The 16,577-nt window shown below is 69.1% G+C and carries 15 protein-coding genes; 11 read left to right on the plus strand and 4 right to left on the minus strand.

From position 1 onward, the window contains the following. Window positions 1–12 precede the first annotated feature (12 nt). The 11 genes from iolD to ACIQD6_RS26470 all read left to right on the plus strand — a co-directional run bounded on the left by iolD (window position 13) and on the right by ACIQD6_RS26470 (window position 12,425). Entirely contained in the window at window positions 13–1,977 is a 1,965-nt protein-coding gene (gene iolD, locus ACIQD6_RS26420) for a 3D-(3,5/4)-trihydroxycyclohexane-1,2-dione acylhydrolase (decyclizing) (RefSeq protein ID WP_401886555.1), read from the plus strand. After that, entirely contained in the window at window positions 1,974–2,774 is an 801-nt protein-coding gene (locus ACIQD6_RS26425; protein ID WP_401886557.1) for an HpcH/HpaI aldolase/citrate lyase family protein, read from the plus strand. The genes iolD and ACIQD6_RS26425 overlap by 4 nt, the downstream gene beginning before the upstream one ends. Further along, window positions 2,771–3,985 (plus strand): Gfo/Idh/MocA family protein, encoded by a 1,215-nt coding sequence (locus tag ACIQD6_RS26430; RefSeq protein ID WP_401886559.1) that lies wholly within the window; start codon window positions 2,771–2,773, stop codon window positions 3,983–3,985. The genes ACIQD6_RS26425 and ACIQD6_RS26430 overlap by 4 nt, the downstream gene beginning before the upstream one ends. Window positions 3,986–3,989: 4 nt before the next feature. Then, window positions 3,990–4,937: an NAD(P)-dependent oxidoreductase gene (locus ACIQD6_RS26435; RefSeq protein WP_401886562.1), complete on the plus strand. Its 948-nt coding sequence runs from the start codon at window positions 3,990–3,992 to the stop codon at window positions 4,935–4,937. After that, entirely contained in the window at window positions 4,934–5,821 is an 888-nt protein-coding gene (locus ACIQD6_RS26440; protein WP_401886565.1) for a sugar phosphate isomerase/epimerase family protein, read from the plus strand. The genes ACIQD6_RS26435 and ACIQD6_RS26440 overlap by 4 nt, the downstream gene beginning before the upstream one ends. A 167-nt stretch (window positions 5,822–5,988) precedes the next feature. Continuing rightward, window positions 5,989–6,837 (plus strand): sugar phosphate isomerase/epimerase family protein, encoded by an 849-nt coding sequence (locus tag ACIQD6_RS26445; protein ID WP_401886568.1) that lies wholly within the window; start codon window positions 5,989–5,991, stop codon window positions 6,835–6,837. Between the two features lie 405 nt (window positions 6,838–7,242). Beyond that, the gene (locus ACIQD6_RS26450; RefSeq protein ID WP_401886571.1) at window positions 7,243–8,262 is read left to right on the plus strand and encodes a sugar ABC transporter substrate-binding protein; all 1,020 of its coding nucleotides are present in this window, start codon (window positions 7,243–7,245) and stop codon (window positions 8,260–8,262) included. A 105-nt stretch (window positions 8,263–8,367) separates the two neighbouring features. Further along, window positions 8,368–9,387: a sugar ABC transporter substrate-binding protein gene (locus tag ACIQD6_RS26455; RefSeq protein WP_401886573.1), complete on the plus strand. Its 1,020-nt coding sequence runs from the start codon at window positions 8,368–8,370 to the stop codon at window positions 9,385–9,387. After that, window positions 9,387–10,466, plus strand: a complete 1,080-nt coding sequence (locus tag ACIQD6_RS26460) for an ABC transporter permease (protein ID WP_401886576.1) — start codon at window positions 9,387–9,389, stop codon at window positions 10,464–10,466. Before ACIQD6_RS26455 ends, ACIQD6_RS26460 begins: the two co-directional genes overlap by 1 nt. 8 nt (window positions 10,467–10,474) lie before the next feature. Further along, window positions 10,475–11,377 (plus strand): ATP-binding cassette domain-containing protein, encoded by a 903-nt coding sequence (locus tag ACIQD6_RS26465; protein ID WP_401886579.1) that lies wholly within the window; start codon window positions 10,475–10,477, stop codon window positions 11,375–11,377. A 28-nt stretch (window positions 11,378–11,405) separates the two neighbouring features. Beyond that, a complete protein-coding gene (locus tag ACIQD6_RS26470) occupies window positions 11,406–12,425 on the plus strand; it encodes a Gfo/Idh/MocA family protein (RefSeq protein ID WP_401886582.1) in 1,020 nt (339 codons plus the stop codon). A gap of 76 nt (window positions 12,426–12,501) precedes the next feature. Here ACIQD6_RS26470 and ACIQD6_RS26475 read toward each other — a convergent pair whose 3' ends face one another. From ACIQD6_RS26475 to ACIQD6_RS26490, 4 genes are read right to left on the minus strand one after another with little or no spacing between them, the layout of a single operon-like run. Beyond that, entirely contained in the window at window positions 12,502–13,521 is a 1,020-nt protein-coding gene (locus ACIQD6_RS26475; RefSeq protein ID WP_401886585.1) for a Gfo/Idh/MocA family protein, read from the minus strand. Continuing rightward, entirely contained in the window at window positions 13,521–14,522 is a 1,002-nt protein-coding gene (locus ACIQD6_RS26480; protein ID WP_401886587.1) for a Gfo/Idh/MocA family oxidoreductase, read from the minus strand. The genes ACIQD6_RS26475 and ACIQD6_RS26480 overlap by 1 nt, the downstream gene beginning before the upstream one ends. A 31-nt stretch (window positions 14,523–14,553) precedes the next feature. Continuing rightward, window positions 14,554–15,315, minus strand: coding sequence for an SDR family oxidoreductase (locus ACIQD6_RS26485; RefSeq protein WP_401886590.1), 762 nt, complete (start codon window positions 15,313–15,315; stop codon window positions 14,554–14,556). Window positions 15,316–15,330: 15 nt separating this feature from the next. Then, window positions 15,331–16,509, minus strand: coding sequence for a phytanoyl-CoA dioxygenase family protein (locus ACIQD6_RS26490; RefSeq protein WP_401886592.1), 1,179 nt, complete (start codon window positions 16,507–16,509; stop codon window positions 15,331–15,333). Between the last annotated feature and the right edge of the window lie 68 nt (window positions 16,510–16,577).

Consider the following 16,577-nt stretch of genomic DNA (forward strand, 5'->3'; position numbering starts at 1 on the left):
AGGAGCCGACTCATGACCGACCGGACGCAACAGGGCACGGTACGCCTCACCGTCGCCCAGGCCGTCGTCACCTACCTCTCCCGGCAGTACTCCGTGGCCGACGGCCGCCGCCGCCGACTCATACCGGCCGCGCTGGGCATCTTCGGCCACGGCAACGTGGCCGGCCTCGGCCAGGCCCTCGACCAGCTCAGCGACCAACTCCCCTTCGTCCAGGGCCGCAACGAGCAGGCGCTCGTCCACATCGCGACCGCCTACGCCAAGGCGACCAAGCGGCACGCGACCCTCGCCGTGACCGCCTCCATCGGTCCGGGCGCTCTCAACATGGTGACCGGGGCGGGCCTCGCCACCGTCAACCGGCTGCCTGTCCTGTTGCTGCCGGGCGACACGTACGCGACCCGTCACCAGGGCCCCGTACTGCAGCAGTTGCAGCACCCCGTGGAGGCCGATGCCTCGGTGAACGACGCCTTCCGTCCCGTCTCCCGCTTCTTCGACCGCATCACACGGCCCGAGCAGCTGCTCACCGCGCTGCCCGCGGCGATGCGGGCCCTCACCGGCGTCGACACCGGCGCGGTCGTCGTCTCCCTCCCGCAGGACATCCAGTCCCACGCCTACGACTACCCGGCGGAGTTCTTCACCGAGCGCGACTGGCCGATCCGCCGTCCGGCGCCGGACGGCGACGAGGTCGCGGTGGTCGCGCGGATGCTCGCCGAGGCGGAGAAGCCGCTGATCATCGCCGGTGGCGGGGTCGTGTACTCCGGTGCCACCGACGAGTTGGAGGCTCTCGCCGACGGTGCGGGCATCCCCGTCGCGGAGACATTCGCGGGCAAGGGAGCTGTCCAGCGCCGCGCCTGGTGGCAGCTCGGCGGCATCGGCCTGGAAGGCACTCCGGCAGTCAACGTCCTTGCCGGGGAAGCCGACTTCGTGCTCACCGTGGGCTCGCGTCTGACGGACTTCGCCACCGCCTCGCACTCCGTCTTCCAGAACCCGGACGTATGCTTCGCGAGCATCAACGTCAGCGCGCACGACGCGGGCCGCCTGGGCGCGACCGGCATTGTGGCAGACGCCAAGCGAGCCCTGGCCGCGCTGACGGACGCCGTACGGGCGAACGGCACCACCACCCCGGCCGACTGGCAGGAGAGGGTGCGCGCCCTGGACCAGCAGTGGCGGGAGCAACGTGCCGCCGCGCTCGACCCCGGCACCTCCTTCGACTTCGCGTCACTGCCCGACGACTCCGATGTCGTACGGGGGACCGACGCGGCCCTCACTCAGGGCCAGTTGATAGGCCTGCTCCAGGAGCACGCGCGGTCCGGTGACACGATCATCGCCGCCGCCGGCGGTCCGCCCGGCGACCTGCTGAAGGTGTGGGACGCCACCGAAGGCCGTTTCGCCCACCTGGAGTTCGGCTTCTCCTGCATGGGCTACGAGCTGCCCGCCGCGATCGGCGTCCGCCTCGCCGAGCCGGACCCGTCGAGGCGGGTACTGTCCCTGCTGGGCGACGGCACCTTCCTCATGGCGCCGACCGAGCTGGTCACGGCCGCCCAGGAAAGGCTCCCGGTCACGATCGTGATCCCGGAGAACCACGGCTACCAGGTCATCCACCGGCTCCAGATGGTCCGCAGCGGACGGGAGTTCGGCAACGAGTTCCGCTACCGCGACGGCGGCCTGAAGATCGGCTCCGGCAAGCCCGCCCGCCTGGAGGGCGACTATCTCCGGGTCGACCTCGTCCAGACCGCGGCGGGCCTCGGGGCCCGCGCGATCCGCGCCACCACCGCCGACGAGGTACGTACCGCGCTGGCCGAGACCCGCGGCCACGAAGGCCCGGTCGTCCTGGTCGTCCCCGTGATCCCGCACGCCGACCTTCCCGGCGCCGGTGTGTGGTGGGACGTGGCCCCGGCCGAGGTCTCCGAGCAGGAAACGGTCGCGCGGCTGCGCGGCGAGTACGAAGATGGTCTGGCGTCCCAGAGGTGGTACGGATGAACAGCTCTCCGCTGGATCACGGCCGCCTGCGTGCCCGACTCGCGTCCGGTGAGGTCACCCTGGGCACCTTCGTGGGCACCGCTTCGGCGGTCACGGCCGAGGTGTGCGCCGCCGCCGGGGCAGACTGGCTGCTGCTCGACCTCGAACACGGTGCGGGGGGAGAGGAACAGGCCCGTACGACTGTCCCGATTGCGGCGGCCTACGGTGTTCCGACCGTCGTACGCGTCGAGTCCGCGGCCCGTATCCGCATCGGCCGCGTGCTCGACCTGGGCGCCGCCGGGATCATGCTGCCGCGACTCGACACGGCGGCCGAAGTACGGGACGCACTCAGGCACTTGAGCTATCCGCCCACCGGGGACCGGGGCGTGGCCACCTACAACCGGGCGTGCCGCTTCGGGCTCGACTCCGCAGCCCTGGACCGGGAGGGCGAGATCCTCGGCGTGGTCCAGATCGAGTCGGCGAGCGCGCTGGGGGAGGCCGAGGAGATCGCGGCGCTGGACGGCGTCGACGTCCTGTTCGTCGGCCCCCGCGACCTCAGTCACGACCTCGGCGTACCGGGCGAGTTCACCGCCCCGGTCTACCGGGAAGCCCTGGAGCGCGTCCGCAAGGCCGCCACCGCACACGGCAAGGCCTGTGGCCTGCTCGTCCCCGACGGCACGGCGGCAGCCGCCAAACGAGCGGAGGGCTGGGCTTTCATCGCCATCGGCTCCGACTCGACCCTGCTGGCCGCCGCCCTGTCCGCCGCGCTCGCCGAGGCCGGGCCCCGGCCACAGGACCACAAGGAGACGCACCCATGACCACCATCCCGGGCGCCGCGCGCGAGATCGGCGTCGGACTGATCAGCGTCGGCTGGATGGGCAAGCTGCACAGCCGCGCCTACCAGGCACTGCCCTCCGTCTACCCCGAACTGGGACTCAGGCCCCGCCTCGTCCATGCCGCCGACACGGCCGAGGATCGCGCGGCCTACGCCCGTGACATCCTCGGCTACGCGAAGGCCGGAACCAACTACCGTGCCGTCCTCGACGACCCGGACGTCGAGGTCGTCTCGATCTGCGCGCCCAACCTCCTCCACCACGAGATCGGCATCGCCGCCGCCAAGGCGGGCAAGCCGTTCTGGATCGAGAAGCCCGTCGGGCGCGCCGCCGAGGAGACCGCCGAGGTCGCCGCCGCGGCCCGCGCGGCCGGGGTCGTCACCTCCATCGGCTACAACTACCGCCATGCCCCCGCCGTGGAGCGGGCACGCGAGCTGATCGCCGAGGGGCGACTCGGCCGCATCACCAACGTGCGCGCCACGTTCTTCTCCGGCTACGCCGCCGAGCCCAAGGGCGCCCTGTCCTGGCGTTTCAAGCGGGACCTGGCCGGGCACGGCGCGCTCGGCGACCTGATGAGCCACGTCGTGGACCTGGTCAGCTACGTCGTGGCTCCGATCGGCGCGGTCTGCGCCCTCACCAGTACCGTCTACACCGAGCGTCCGATCCTGCCCATGGGCTCGGGCACGCACTTCGCGGTGATCGAGGACGGTGAGATGGCCACTGTGGAGAACGACGACTACAGCGCCGCCTTGGTGCGCTTCAGCGGGGGAGCCGTCGGCACCCTGGAGGCGTCCCGGGTCATCGTCGGCCCGCAGTGCGGCATCGGCTTCGAGATCTACGGCACCGACGGCTCGGTCGCCTGGAACTTCGAGCGCATGAACGAGCTGCGTGTCGCACTCGACCGCGGCAGGCCCCACCAGGGCTACACCACCGTGCTCGGCAACGGACACATGGGCGACTACGCCAACTTCCAGCCAGGACCCGGCAACAGCATGGGCTACGACGACCTGAAGGTGATCGAGGCCAAGAAGTTCCTGGCCGCCGTGGCCGGTATCGAGCACCGCAATTCGACGATCGAGGACGCGCACGCCGTCGCCGAGGTCATCGCGGCCGCGGCGGCCTCCGCGGAGAGCGGCTCCTGGCAGCCGGTGGCCGAGGTACCGGCGGCGAACTTCGGTCATCCGGTACGGAGTTGATCGCATGTCCGAGCACGTCGTAGTGGCACTCGGCCCCGTCGACGCCGACACGGTGGGTCCCGTCCTCGGCGAGCGGGTCACCTTCGTGACCGACCCCACACCCGACGAACTCGCGATCGCCGAGGGCGCCATCGTCCGTGCCGACCGACAGGTCGACGGGGACTTCCTCCAGCGGGCGCCACGGCTGCGGGTCATCGCCCGCACCGGCGTCGGCGTCGACCTGGTCGATGTGGCGGCGGCCTCCGCCCGCGGCATCCCCGTGGTCATCACCCCCAACAGCGGCAGCCGGGCCGTGGCCGAAGGCGTATTCGCCATGGCCCTGCACCTGACCAAGCGGCTGAGACCGCTGACCGACCTGGTGCGGAACGGCCGCTGGGCCGAGCGGAACGCCGTACCGGCCGGTGACCTGGACGGCGCCACCCTGGGGATCGTCGGCTACGGCCGCATCGGCCGCCGGGTGGGCGAACTCGCCGCCGCCTTCGGGATGCGGACGCTCGCGTACGACCCGTTCAGCCCGCCGCCGCCCGAGTTCGCCTGCGCCGACCTCAGCGAACTCGTCGGGGCGAGCGACGTACTCACCCTGCACACCCCGCTCACCGAGGACACCCGGCACCTCGTGGACGAGCGGCTGCTGGCCCACGTCAAACCGGGATCGGTCCTCATCAACTGCGGCCGGGGCGGCCTGCTCGACCCGGCCGCCACTCTGGCCGCCCTGGAGTCGGGCCGGCTGTCGGGCGTCGGGCTGGACGTGTTCGACCCCGAGCCGGTCCGTCACCATCCGCTGTTCGACCACCCCGACGTCGTCCTCACCCCGCACGTGATGGGAATGACGCGCCGGGCGATGACCCTGACCTTCGTCGACGCCGCCCGCGGTGTCGCGGACATCCTCGCGGGCCGCTCGCCGGCCGCGGTGGCCAACCCCGACTGGAATCAACGAAAGGCCTCGGCATGACCACGTCACCCTTGAACAGGATCGCCGGCGCGCCCATCTCCTGGGGTGTGTGCGAAGTCCCCGGCTGGGGCTACCAGTTGACGCCCGAACGGGTACTGAACGAGATGCGCGAGGTCGGCCTGGCCGCCACCGAGATCGGCCCCGAAGGTTTCCTTCCCGGCGAGCCGGAGGCCATGGCCCGGGTTCTCGCCCACCATGACCTCCACGCGGTCGGCGGCTTCACCCCGCTGCTGCTGCACGTGCCCGGACACGACCCGCTGCCCGGGGTCGAAGAGCTCCTGGAGAGCTACGCAGCCTCGAACGCGGAAGTCCTCGTCCTGTCGGCCGTCACCGGCCAGGACGGCTACGACTCCCGCCCTGAACTCGACGCGGACGGCTGGAAGCTGCTGCTGTCCAACCTCGACCGGCTGGCCTCGCTGGCCGCTCAACGCGGCGTACGTGCCGTCCTGCACCCGCATGTCGGCACGATGATCGAGAACGGCGACGAGGTCCGACGCGTCCTGGAGCACTCGGCGATCTCGCTCTGCCTCGACACCGGGCACCTGCTCATCGGCGGCACCGACCCGGCCGAGCTCACCCGCCAGGCGCCCGAACGTATCGCCCACACTCACATGAAGGATGTGGACGCCTCCCTCGCCGCCAAGGTCCAGTCCGGACGACTCGGTTATACGGAGGCCGTGCGCAAGGGCATGTACCGCCCGCTGGGAGCGGGAGACGTGGACGTCCAGGCCATCGTCACGCATCTCGGCGCACGCGGCTACGACGGCTGGTACGTCCTGGAACAGGACACGATCCTGACCGAGGAGCCCACAGGAAAGGGACCGGTCGATGATGTGTGGGCCAGCGCCGAGCATCTGCGCGCGGTGCTGGGCGATGTCGCGTAGCCGTATACAGGACTGATGCGTAGTTGATGTCCGCTGAGGGGTTGACCGGCACGTGCGGGGCATCCAAGAATGCCGGGGCGACCTGTTGCCTGGTCCTGCCAGTTCTTGGAATTGCTATTCGTTGTGTGCCGGCGCTTTTCCGAACATGAGGAATCCGGGAAACAGAAATGACCACTGACGAATTTCTGGCCACGTGTTGGACCACCGCGGGCGACGCCGCTCCCGATCAGAATGACCAACGCAGTCCGCTGAGTCTGCGGGAACGGGCGGAAGCGGCGGGCGCCGCCGGCTTCAAGGGTTTCGGGCTGCTGTACGCGGACCTGGTGGAGGCTGAGCGCGAATACGGGCTCGCCGGGGTCCGCTCCCTCTTCGCGGACAACGGAATCAGTCACATCGAGTTGGAACTCCTGACCGACTGGTGGACCGAAGGACCCCGGCGGGCCGCGTCGGACGCTGTCCGCGGCGGACTCCTGAGGGCCATCGAGGCACTCGGCGCACGCACGCTCAAGATCGGGCCCGATGTGGCGGACGAGCCCTGGGACCTGGACGTCTGGGCCAAGGAGTTCGCCACGCTGGCGGCGCAGGCCGACGGTGTGGGTGCCCGGCTCGGGATCGAGTTCCTGCCCTGGTCGAACCTCAAGACCGTGCACGACGGACTCCGGCTCGTCGAGGCCGCCGGCCACCCGGCGGGTGGCCTCATCATCGACGTCTGGCACACCGAGCGTGCCCACACCCCACCCGCCGACCTGGCGGACGTACCAGGGTCGCGGATCGTGGGTGTGGAGCTCAACGACGCCGACAGCCAGGTCGTCGGCACTCTCTTCGAGGACACCGTCCACCGCCGTCGCCTGTGCGGAGAGGGTTCTTTCGACCTCCCGGGAATCGTCACCGCGCTCCGTACGGCCGGCTGGCACGGCCCCTGGGGTGTGGAGATCCTCTCCGACACGCACCGTGTGCTGCCGGTGCGGGAGGCCGCCGCGGCCGCCTACCGGACTGCGGCGACGCTGCTGAAGTAAGAGCCGCAGGGGTGGCGGGGGCGAAACCACGGTCGTCCCCGCCACCCCTGTTTCCATCTGCCGGTGCGGACCGGCTCATCATCGTGGTGGAACCGCCCGAGAGGGGCTGTGGCGACCGCGAGAATTGTTGGCGGAGCCGCCCGGGAAGGCGCCGAAGCTCTCGACCCCTGGAAGCGTTCATTTTCGCGTGCAGAGGGCACACACAACCGGCGTCAAGAAATTCTTCGGACATCTTGCCTTGATGGATAAATGATGTCATCAATGTCATTACAAACGTTGACCTCAGGATGACGTGACGGTTCTATCTCGTCATAGGAAACAGCCGTGTTAACAGCATGTGATCCGCAGTGTTCGCTCGGCCAGTTGCTTCTCCCGTTCCCCGCAGCACAGTGAGGTGCCGCAAAGATGGACCGTTCGTCACACACCCGCTCCCGCAGAATCGTTCCCGTCGTCGCAGCGGCGGCAGCCGCCGTACTGCTTGTGGCCGGATGCTCCAGCAGCGCCGGCGGCAAGAGGGCAGACGAGAGCGGGAACGGTGTCTCGGCCGGCAAGGCCGACACCCCCCGTATGACGGTCGCGATGATCACGCACGCGGCCCCTGGTGACACCTTCTGGGACACGATCCGCAAGGGCGCACAGGCCGCCGCCGCCAAGGACAACGTCAAGCTGGTCTACTCCAGCGACCCCAGCGGCCCCAACCAGTCCAACCTGGTACAGAACGCGATCGACCAGAAGGTCGACGGCATCGCTGTCACTCTTGCCAAGCCGGACGCCATGAAGACCGTGGTCGCCCGGGCCGAGAAGGCCGGCATCCCCGTCGTCGGCTTCAACACCGGTGTGCAGGACTGGAAGAAGCAGGGCCTGCTCCAGTACTTCGGCCAGGACGAGGGCATCGCCGGCGAGGCGTTCGGCCGCAGGCTCAACCAGGCCGGCGCCAAGCACACCGTCTGCGTGGTCATGGAACAGGGGCAGGTGGCTCTGGAGGCCCGCTGCGCGGGCGTGAAGAAGACCTTCAGCGGCAAGACCGACATCCTCTACGTCAACGGCACCGACATGCCGTCGGTGAAGTCGACGATCAGCGCCAAGCTCAAGACGGACTCCTCCATCGACTACGTCACCACGCTCGGCGCCCCGTTCGCGATGACCGCCATCCAGTCCATCGCCGAGTCCGGCAGCAAGGCCAAGCTCGCCACGTTCGACCTCAACAAGGACGCGGTCGGCGCCATCAAGGCCGGCAAGATCCAGTGGGCCATTGACCAGCAGCCCTACCTCCAGGGGTATCTGTCGGTCGACTCCCTGTGGCTCTACAGGACGAACGGCAACTACAGCGGCGGTGGCGAGGCGCCCGTGCTGACCGGGCCGGCCTTCGTCGACAAGTCCAACGTCGACAAGATCGCCCAGTTCGCCGCGAAGGGAACCCGGTGATCAACCTGCCCCGGGTCACGGCTGGGGCGACGGATTCCCCGTCGCCGGCCACGTCGGCCCGGAGCAGGACCCCCATCCCCTGCCGCACAGTGAGGTGTCGTAAAGATGGACCGCTTGTCCCACCCGCGTTCCCGCAGAATCACCCCCGTCGTCGCAGCGGCGGCGGCCGCCGCACTGCTTGTCGCCGGATGTTCCAGCAGCTCCGGCGGCAAGAAGGCCGACGAGGCCGACAACAACATCTCGGCCGGCAAGGCCTCCACTCCTCGTATGACGGTCGCGATGATCACGCATGCCGCCCCCGGTGACACCTTCTGGGACACCGTCCGTAAGGGCGCCCAGGCCGCCGCCGCCAAGGACAACATCAAGCTCGTCTACTCCTCCGACCCGAACGCCGGCAACCAGGCCAACCTGATGCAGAACGCGATCGACCAGAAGGTCGACGGGATCGCCGTCACCCTCGCCAAGCCCGATGCGCTCAAGAACGTCGTCGCCGGGGCCGGGCAGGCCGGCATCCCCGTCGTCGGCTTCAACTCCGGTGTGAGCGACTGGAAGAAGCTGGGCCTGCTGGAGTTCTTCGGGCAGGACGAGACGGTGGCCGGTGAGGCGTTCGGCAAGAAGCTCAATGAGGCCGGCGCCAAGCACACGGTCTGTGTCGTCCAGGAGCAGGGCAACATCGGTCTCACCCAGCGGTGTGACGGACTGAAGAAGACCTTCTCCGGCAAGACGGAGATCCTCTATGCCAACGGCACCGACATGCCGTCCGTGAAGTCGACGATCACCGCCAAGCTCAAGACGGACAGCTCCATCGACTTCGTGGCGACCCTCGCCGCCCCGATCGCACTCACCGCTTCACAGTCGTTGTCCGAGTCGGGCAGCAAGGCCAAGCTCGCCACCTTCGACCTCAACAAGGACATGGTGAAGGCCGTCCAGGACGGCAAGATCCAGTGGGCCGTCGACCAGCAGCCATACCTGCAGGGCTACCTGTCGGTCGACTCCCTGTGGCTCTACAAGAACAACGGCAACTACAGCGGCGGCGGTGCGGCGGCCGTGCTGACCGGCCCGGCCATCGTCGACAAGTCCAACATCGACAAGGTCGCCGCATTCGCCGCGAAGGGCACCCGGTGATGACTATGACCCAGACCACGGCTCCGGCGACGGGCTCCCCGGCGCCCGCCCCACCGGCTCGTACAGAGCACGGCCGCACATCTGAACGGCCGCTGGCCCTCCGGTTGTTGGCGCGGCCGGAGGTGGGTGTCTTTCTCGGTGCCGCCGCGGTGTACGTGTTCTTCCTGATCGCCGCTCCGCCGGTGCGCGACGGCAGTTCGATGGCGACGGTCCTGTACCAGTCGTCGACGATCGGCATCATGGCGCTGCCGGTGGCGCTGCTGATGATCGGCGGCGAGTTCGACCTGTCGTCCGGTGTCGCCGTGATCACCTCGGCCCTCACCGCGAGCATGCTCGCCTATCAGCTGAGCATGAACGTCTGGGTGGGAGTGCTCGTGGCACTCCTCGTGTCACTGGCCGTCGGCTTCTTCAACGGCTGGATGGTGGTCAAGACCGGCCTGCCCAGCTTCCTCATCACCCTGGGCACCTTCCTGATCCTCCAGGGCGTCAACCTGGCGGTGACCAAGCTGGTCACGAGCAACGTGGCGACCGACGACATCAGCGACATGGACGGCTTCGGCCAGGCGCAGAAGATCTTCGCCTACTCGTTCGGTATCGGTGGCGTCCAGGTGAAGATCACCGTGTTCTACTGGCTGGCCTTCGCCGCTTTGGCCACCTGGGTCCTGCTGCGCACCAAGTACGGCAACTGGATCTTCGCGGTCGGCGGCAACAAGGAGAGCGCACGGGCGGTCGGTGTGCCCGTGACCTTCACCAAGATCTCCCTGTTCATGCTGGTCGGCGTAGGCGCGTGGTTCGTCGGGATGCACCAGCTGTTCACCTTCAACACGGTGCAGTCGGGCGAGGGCGTGGGACAGGAGCTGATCTACATCGCCGCAGCGGTGATCGGCGGCTGTCTGCTGACCGGCGGCGCCGGTTCGGCGATCGGCCCGGTCTTCGGCGCGTTCATGTTCGGCATGGTCAACCAGGGCATCGTGTTCGCCGGTTGGAACCCGGACTGGTTCAAGGCCTTCCTCGGCGTCATGCTGCTCGGCGCCGTCCTGATCAATCTGTGGGTTCGCCAGTCGGCGACCAGGAGGTGACTCGACCCATGACATCGAACAACGGATCCGGCACGCACGGCGCAATCCTCGCGGACAGTGCCACGGACAAGGACAGTGCCACCGTCGAACTCCGCGACGCGGGCAAGTCGTACGGCAACATCCGCGCCCTGCACGATGTGAGCCTCGCCGTCCACCCCGGCCAGGTCACCTGCGTGCTCGGTGACAACGGCGCCGGCAAGTCCACCCTCATCAAAATCATTTCAGGCCTGCACCAGCACACCGAGGGCGACTTCCTGGTCGACGGCGAACCGGTGCGCTTCTCCACCCCGCGTCAGGCCCTCGACAGGGGCATCGCCACTGTCTACCAGGACCTGGCCACCGTGCCCCTGATGCCGGTGTGGCGGAACTTCTTCCTCGGCTCCGAGATGACCAAGGGCCCCTGGCCGATCCGCCGCCTCGACATCGAGAAGATGAAGCAGACCGCGGACGAGGAACTGCGCAACATGGGCATCGTCCTGGACAACCTGGAGCAGCCCATCGGCACGCTCTCGGGCGGCCAGCGCCAGTGTGTCGCCATCGCCCGCGCGGTCTACTTCGGCGCCCGTGTCCTGATCCTGGACGAGCCGACCGCGGCCCTCGGTGTCAAGCAGTCCGGTGTGGTGCTGAAGTACGTCGCAGCCGCTCGCGACCGCGGTCTCGGCGTCATTTTCATCACCCACAACCCGCACCACGCCTACATGGTCGGCGACCACTTCAGCGTCCTGCGTCTGGGCACCCTCGATCTGTCCGCCGAGCGCAACGAGATCACCCTCGAAGAGCTGACCAACCACATGGCCGGCGGCACCGAACTCGCGGCCCTCAAGCACGAGTTGGCCAAGGTGCGTGGCGTCGACGTCGAGCGGCTTCCCGGCGAGGGCCAACTTCACGTCCGCGAGCCCCAGGTCGGCTGAACCCTACGAACACCGGAGACATCTGAACATGCCATCTCAGCGAGCGCTGGGTATCGCAGTGGTCGGCACCGGCAAGATGGGCGCGGATCATGTGCGCAGACTCCATGACGTCGTCAGCGGGGCACGCGTGACAGCTGTCGTCGACATCGACGAGAACCGTGCCAAGACCCTGGCCGACGCGGTGGAGGGATGTACGGCGTACACCGAAGCCGCCGCCGCCATGGCGGCGCAGGACGTGGACGCGGTCCTCATCGCCTCACCGGGGCCCGCCCATGAGGCGGCCCTGCTCGACGCCCTCGGCCGTGACCTGCCGGTGCTGTGCGAGAAACCGCTCACCCCCGACGCGGCTTCCGCTCTTCGTGTCCTGGAAGCGGAACAGAGGCTCGGGCACCGGCGTATCCAGGTGGGCTTCATGCGGCGTTACGACACCGAATACATCAAGCTGAAGCGGCTCCTCGACGGAGGGGAGCTGGGCAGAGCACTGATGCTGCACCACCGGCACCGGAACCTGTCCATGCCGCCCTGGTTCACCAACGAGATGCTCATCAACGACTCGGTGGTCCACGAGATGGACGTGACACGCTGGCTCCTCGACCAGGAGATCACCGCGGTGACCGTGCACAAGCCGGCCCCCACGTCGCATGCTCCGGCCGGTATGGACGACCCTCAATTCGTCTTGTTCGAAACCGAGTTCGGCGCCCTTGCCGACGTCGAGATCTTCGGTCATTGCGGGTACGGCTACCAAGTGCATGCCGAGGCGGTCTGTGAACGCGGCACCGTACGTATCGGTGACGAGCCGGGACCGCGGCTGAGCGCCGATGGCCGCTGGGGCGGACGTATCACGCCGGACTACATCGAGCGCTTCGACGACGCCTACGACCGCGAGGTCCAGGCCTGGATTGATGCCACCCGGCGCGGGGAGGTCACCGGCCCCAGTGTCTGGGACGGTTACGCGGCCGCGGCCGTGTGCGAGGCGGGCGTGCTGTCCCAGCGGGAGGGGCGGCGCGTCCAGGTCGAACTGACCGAGCGGCCGACCTTCTACCCGTAGGCCGTACGCACAACGAGCGAGGGCGGTACCGGACCGGTACCGCCCTCGCTCGTTGTGCTGTGTCCTATGCCGTGTCCTATGGCGCGGCCGGAAGAACCGTACGTGGCCGGACCGGGAACCCGGCCGCCCGGTAGGTGTCGTCGATGAGCCGCATGGTGGTCAGCGCGTCGTCGGCGTCGAGCACCAGCGGTGTGCCGTGCCGCAGGTGGGAGGCGAAGGCATCGAGTTGGTAGGTGTACGAGGACCGGCGGCCGAGTTCCTCGGTGCGCTCACCGCCGGAGGTACGTACGACGACCCGGTCGTCCAGGTGGGGCTGTACGAAGTTCACCGCCGTGGCTTCGCCGCGCGAGCCCACGACGCGGCAGCTCATCTCGAACGTGTGGTGGGCCATGTGGCAGCGGGCGGTACCCGTGGCGCCCCCCGGGAACTCCAGATCGGCGTCCAGCCACTCGTCGATCCCCGCGGCCTGCGCCCTCTCACCGCCGCGCGCGGCGATCAGCCGGGGCGCCCCACCTGCCCAGGGCGCGAGTACGCGCTGGGCGTGCAGGCTGTAGCACCCGAGGTCCATCAGCGCGCCGCCCGCCAGCGGGAGCGACCACCGTACGTCGCTGTCCGGTGGCGCCGGCATGGCGACCATGGTGTCCACATGCCGGAGGTCGCCCAACTCCCCACTGCTCAGCAGCTCGTGCAGGCGCAGGGTGACCGGGTGGAACAGGTAGTGGAAGCCCTCCATGAACGCGGTGCCCGCCTTGGCGGCGGCCTCGTGGACCTCGGCCGCCTCCATCGCGTTGCTCGCGGACGGCTTCTCGGTGAGGACGTGCTTGCCGGCCTGGAGGGCGGCAAGGTTCCACGGCCCGTGCAGGCTGTTGGCCAGCGGGTTGTAGACGACCTCGATCTCAGGGTCGGCGACGAGCTCGGCGTAGGAGTCCGCCACACGCTCCACGCCGTGCGCAGCGGCGAAGGCCCCGGCCCGCTCCCGGTCACGGGCGGCCACCGCGACGAGGCGGTGGCCGCCCGCATGGGCCGGGCCGACGATCGACAGCTCGGCGATCCGGGCCGCGCCCAGGACGCCGATCCGCAGAGGCTCGTCCGTCATCACTTGCGTACCTCGTCGATCCGTACGGGCCGGTGCTCACGGAGCGACAGGGTGCACGCCTCGGCGATCCAGCTCGCCTCAAGGGCGTCCGCGACGGTGCAGGGGGAGCTGCGGGTACCGGCGACGACCTCGGTGAACGCGGTGAGCTCGGCGCGGTAGGCCGCGGCGAAACGGTCCATGAAGAAGGTGTGCGGCGTCCCGGCCGGGAAGGTGACGCCCGGTTCGACGGAGCGCAGCGGCAGCTTGTCCTCCAGACCGACCGCGATGCTGTCCTTCATGCCGTGCAGTTCCAGGCGCACATCGTAACCACGGGCGTTGTGACGGGAGTTGGAGATGACGCCGATGGTGCCGTCGTCGAAGGTGAGCAGGGCGGACGCCGTGTCGACATCGCCCGCCTCCCGGATGTACTCGACGCCCCGGTTGCCGCCGGTCGCGAACACCTCGACCACCTCGTGGCCGGTCACCCAGCGCACGATGTCGAAATCATGCACGCTGCAGTCGCGGAAGATGCCGCCGGACACGGCCACATAGGCGGGTGGCGGCGGGGCGGGGTCGAGGGTGGTGGACCGTACGGTGTGCAGGTCGCCGAGCTCACCGCTCAGCACGGCCCGGCGCGCGGCCACGCAGCCCGCGTCGAAGCGCCGGTTGTAGCCGATGTGCACCTCGACGCCGCTGCCCTCCACCGCGCGCAGCACCTCCACGCTCTCCTCGACGTCGCGCGCCACGGGCTTCTCGCAGAAGACAGGGATGCCCGCCTTCACGGCGGCGAGGATGAGCCCGGGGTGCGCGTCGGTCGCGGCGGCGATGACGACACCGTCGACGCCGGCGGCGAGCACCGCTTCGGGGGAGTCCACCGCGGTGGCCCCGAACCGTTCGACGGCCGATGCGGTGGCCGCGGTCACCGGGTCGGTGACCACCAGCGAGTCCACCGCGTCCAGCCCGGACAGGGTCTGTGTGTGGAAGCTGCCGATCCGGCCCAGTCCCATGATGCCAATACGCATGAGAATCTTGCTCCTTCAGCCCGAGGGCGGCTCAGTCCTGCCCGCCGAAGACGATCTGGTCCCAGTCGATGACCGAGCCGGTCACCACGCCGCTGCGGTCGGAGAGCAGGAAGACGACGAAGTCGGCGATCTCGTCGACCTGCCCGAGCTTGCCCATGGGCAGTGCCTCGGCGGCCTTCTCCCGCCAGTCGTCCCCCGCGTTGTGGAAGGCGCGCTGTGTGGCGTCCTCGCCCTCGGTGTCCGTCCAGCCGATGTTGAGGCCGTTGATCCGGATGCGGTCCCAGCGGTGGGCGTGCGCGGCGTTGCGCGTCAGACCGGCGAGTCCGGCCTTGGCCGCGGAGTACGGCGCGAGATGGGGCGCGCCGCCGTGGGCGCAGTTGCTGATGATGTTGACGATCGTGCCCGGAGCTTTGCGGGCCGTCATGTCGGCCACCGCCGACTGCATCGCGAAGAACGGCGCGCGCAGATTGATCGCGATGTGCTGGTCGAAGAGCTCCGGCGAGGTGTCCAGCAGCGAGCCGCGTGAGGTCAGCCCGGCCGCGTTGACCAGGCAGTCGACGCGCCCGTGGGCTTTCACGGCCTGTACGGCGCTGTCGCGTGCCTGCGCCGGATCGGAGAGGTCCGCCCGTACGAAGCGCGCGCCCGTGTCCGCGGCGAGCTTTTCGCCCAGGTCGGTCCGGCGGCCGGTGAAGACGACGGTCGCGCCTTCCCGGACGGCTGCCCGCACGATGCCCGCGCCGACGCCCTGGCTGCCGCCGTTGACGAGGACGACTTTGTCCTCAAGGAGTCCCATGGGTGCTGTGTCCTTTCAGCTCTGCCGACGCTTGGCGGCGGCCCGCAGTTCCTCGCGCAGCCGCTCGGGTGCCCAGCCCTCGGCGACGGCCTGCCACACGGTGTCCGCCTGGGAGCGCGGGGCGAGACCTTCGACCGGCGGGTCGAGGTCGAGGTTGGTGGGGAAGGGGTAGCCCTCGGCGCCGGACGCGATCACGCGGCGCAGCCAACTCTCCGAGGCGCCCTCGGCTTTGCGGCGCAGCAGCACCGGGAACAGTGCGTTCGCCATCGCCTCGCGGTCCACCGTCTCCATCGCGCGGCCGAAGGCGGAGGAGATCTGCAACAGATTGGCCATGCGCCTGATGCCGGCCGAACGGTTGTGTCCGGCGGCGTGGAAGAGCGCCGGGTTGAAGAACACCGCGTCGCCCTTCTCCAGGGGGAGTTGGACATGGTGGGTGTCGAAGTACTCGACGAATTGCGGCAGTCGCCACGCCAGATACCCGGGCTCGTACTTCTGCGAGTGCGGCAGGTACAGGGTCGGGCCGGACTCGACGGGCATGTCGCAGTGGGCCACCGCGCCCTGCAGGGTGAGCACCGGCGAGAGGCGGTGGACGTGCGCCGGGTAGGCGGCGGCACGCTCCTGGGAGAGGAAGCCGAGGTGGTAGTCGCGGTGGACGTTCTGCGCCGCGCCGCCCGGGTTGACCACGTTGACCTGGGAGGTCACCTGGTAGGCGGGGCCGAGCCAGGCCTCGGCGACCAGTTCCAGGATGTCGTTGGCGTAGTAGTCGGCGAACACCTCCGGCGCCCGTACGGCGACCTTGTCCAGGGCGTTCCAGACGCGGTCGTTCGCACCGGGCTTGGCGAAGTGGTCGCCGCGGGCCGTGCCGGTGGCGCGCTCCTCCTCGATCAGCGCGCGGAAGGCCTCGGACGCCTTGTCCACGACGGCCGCGTCGGTGAAGGCGCGCTTGAGGACCACGATGCCGGGCCCGTCCAGCAGAGCCCGGACCAACTCGTCCTGCACGCTCCGACGGCCCTCCGGGGTGGCCGCCAGGGAGCGGAGCCGTTCGCTGTCGTAGAGCGGGACGTTCTGTTCGACCCGCTCGGCCGAGGGATGGTCGGCGGGGTCGGTGCGCTGCTCCACGAGTGAGCGGAACGCCTTGAGGTCGCAGTCCGCCTCGGTCAGCCAAGTCCGCGATCCCGCGGCTGTGGGAGACATCCGGGTCCTTTCGCAGTCCGTGTATTTCTGCCAGTCTTGAGAACCCGAACCCATCATTCAATGCTTAT

The sequence above is a fragment of the Streptomyces sp. NPDC088400 genome (assembly GCF_044753355.1).
GTDB lineage: Bacteria > Actinomycetota > Actinomycetes > Streptomycetales > Streptomycetaceae > Streptomyces.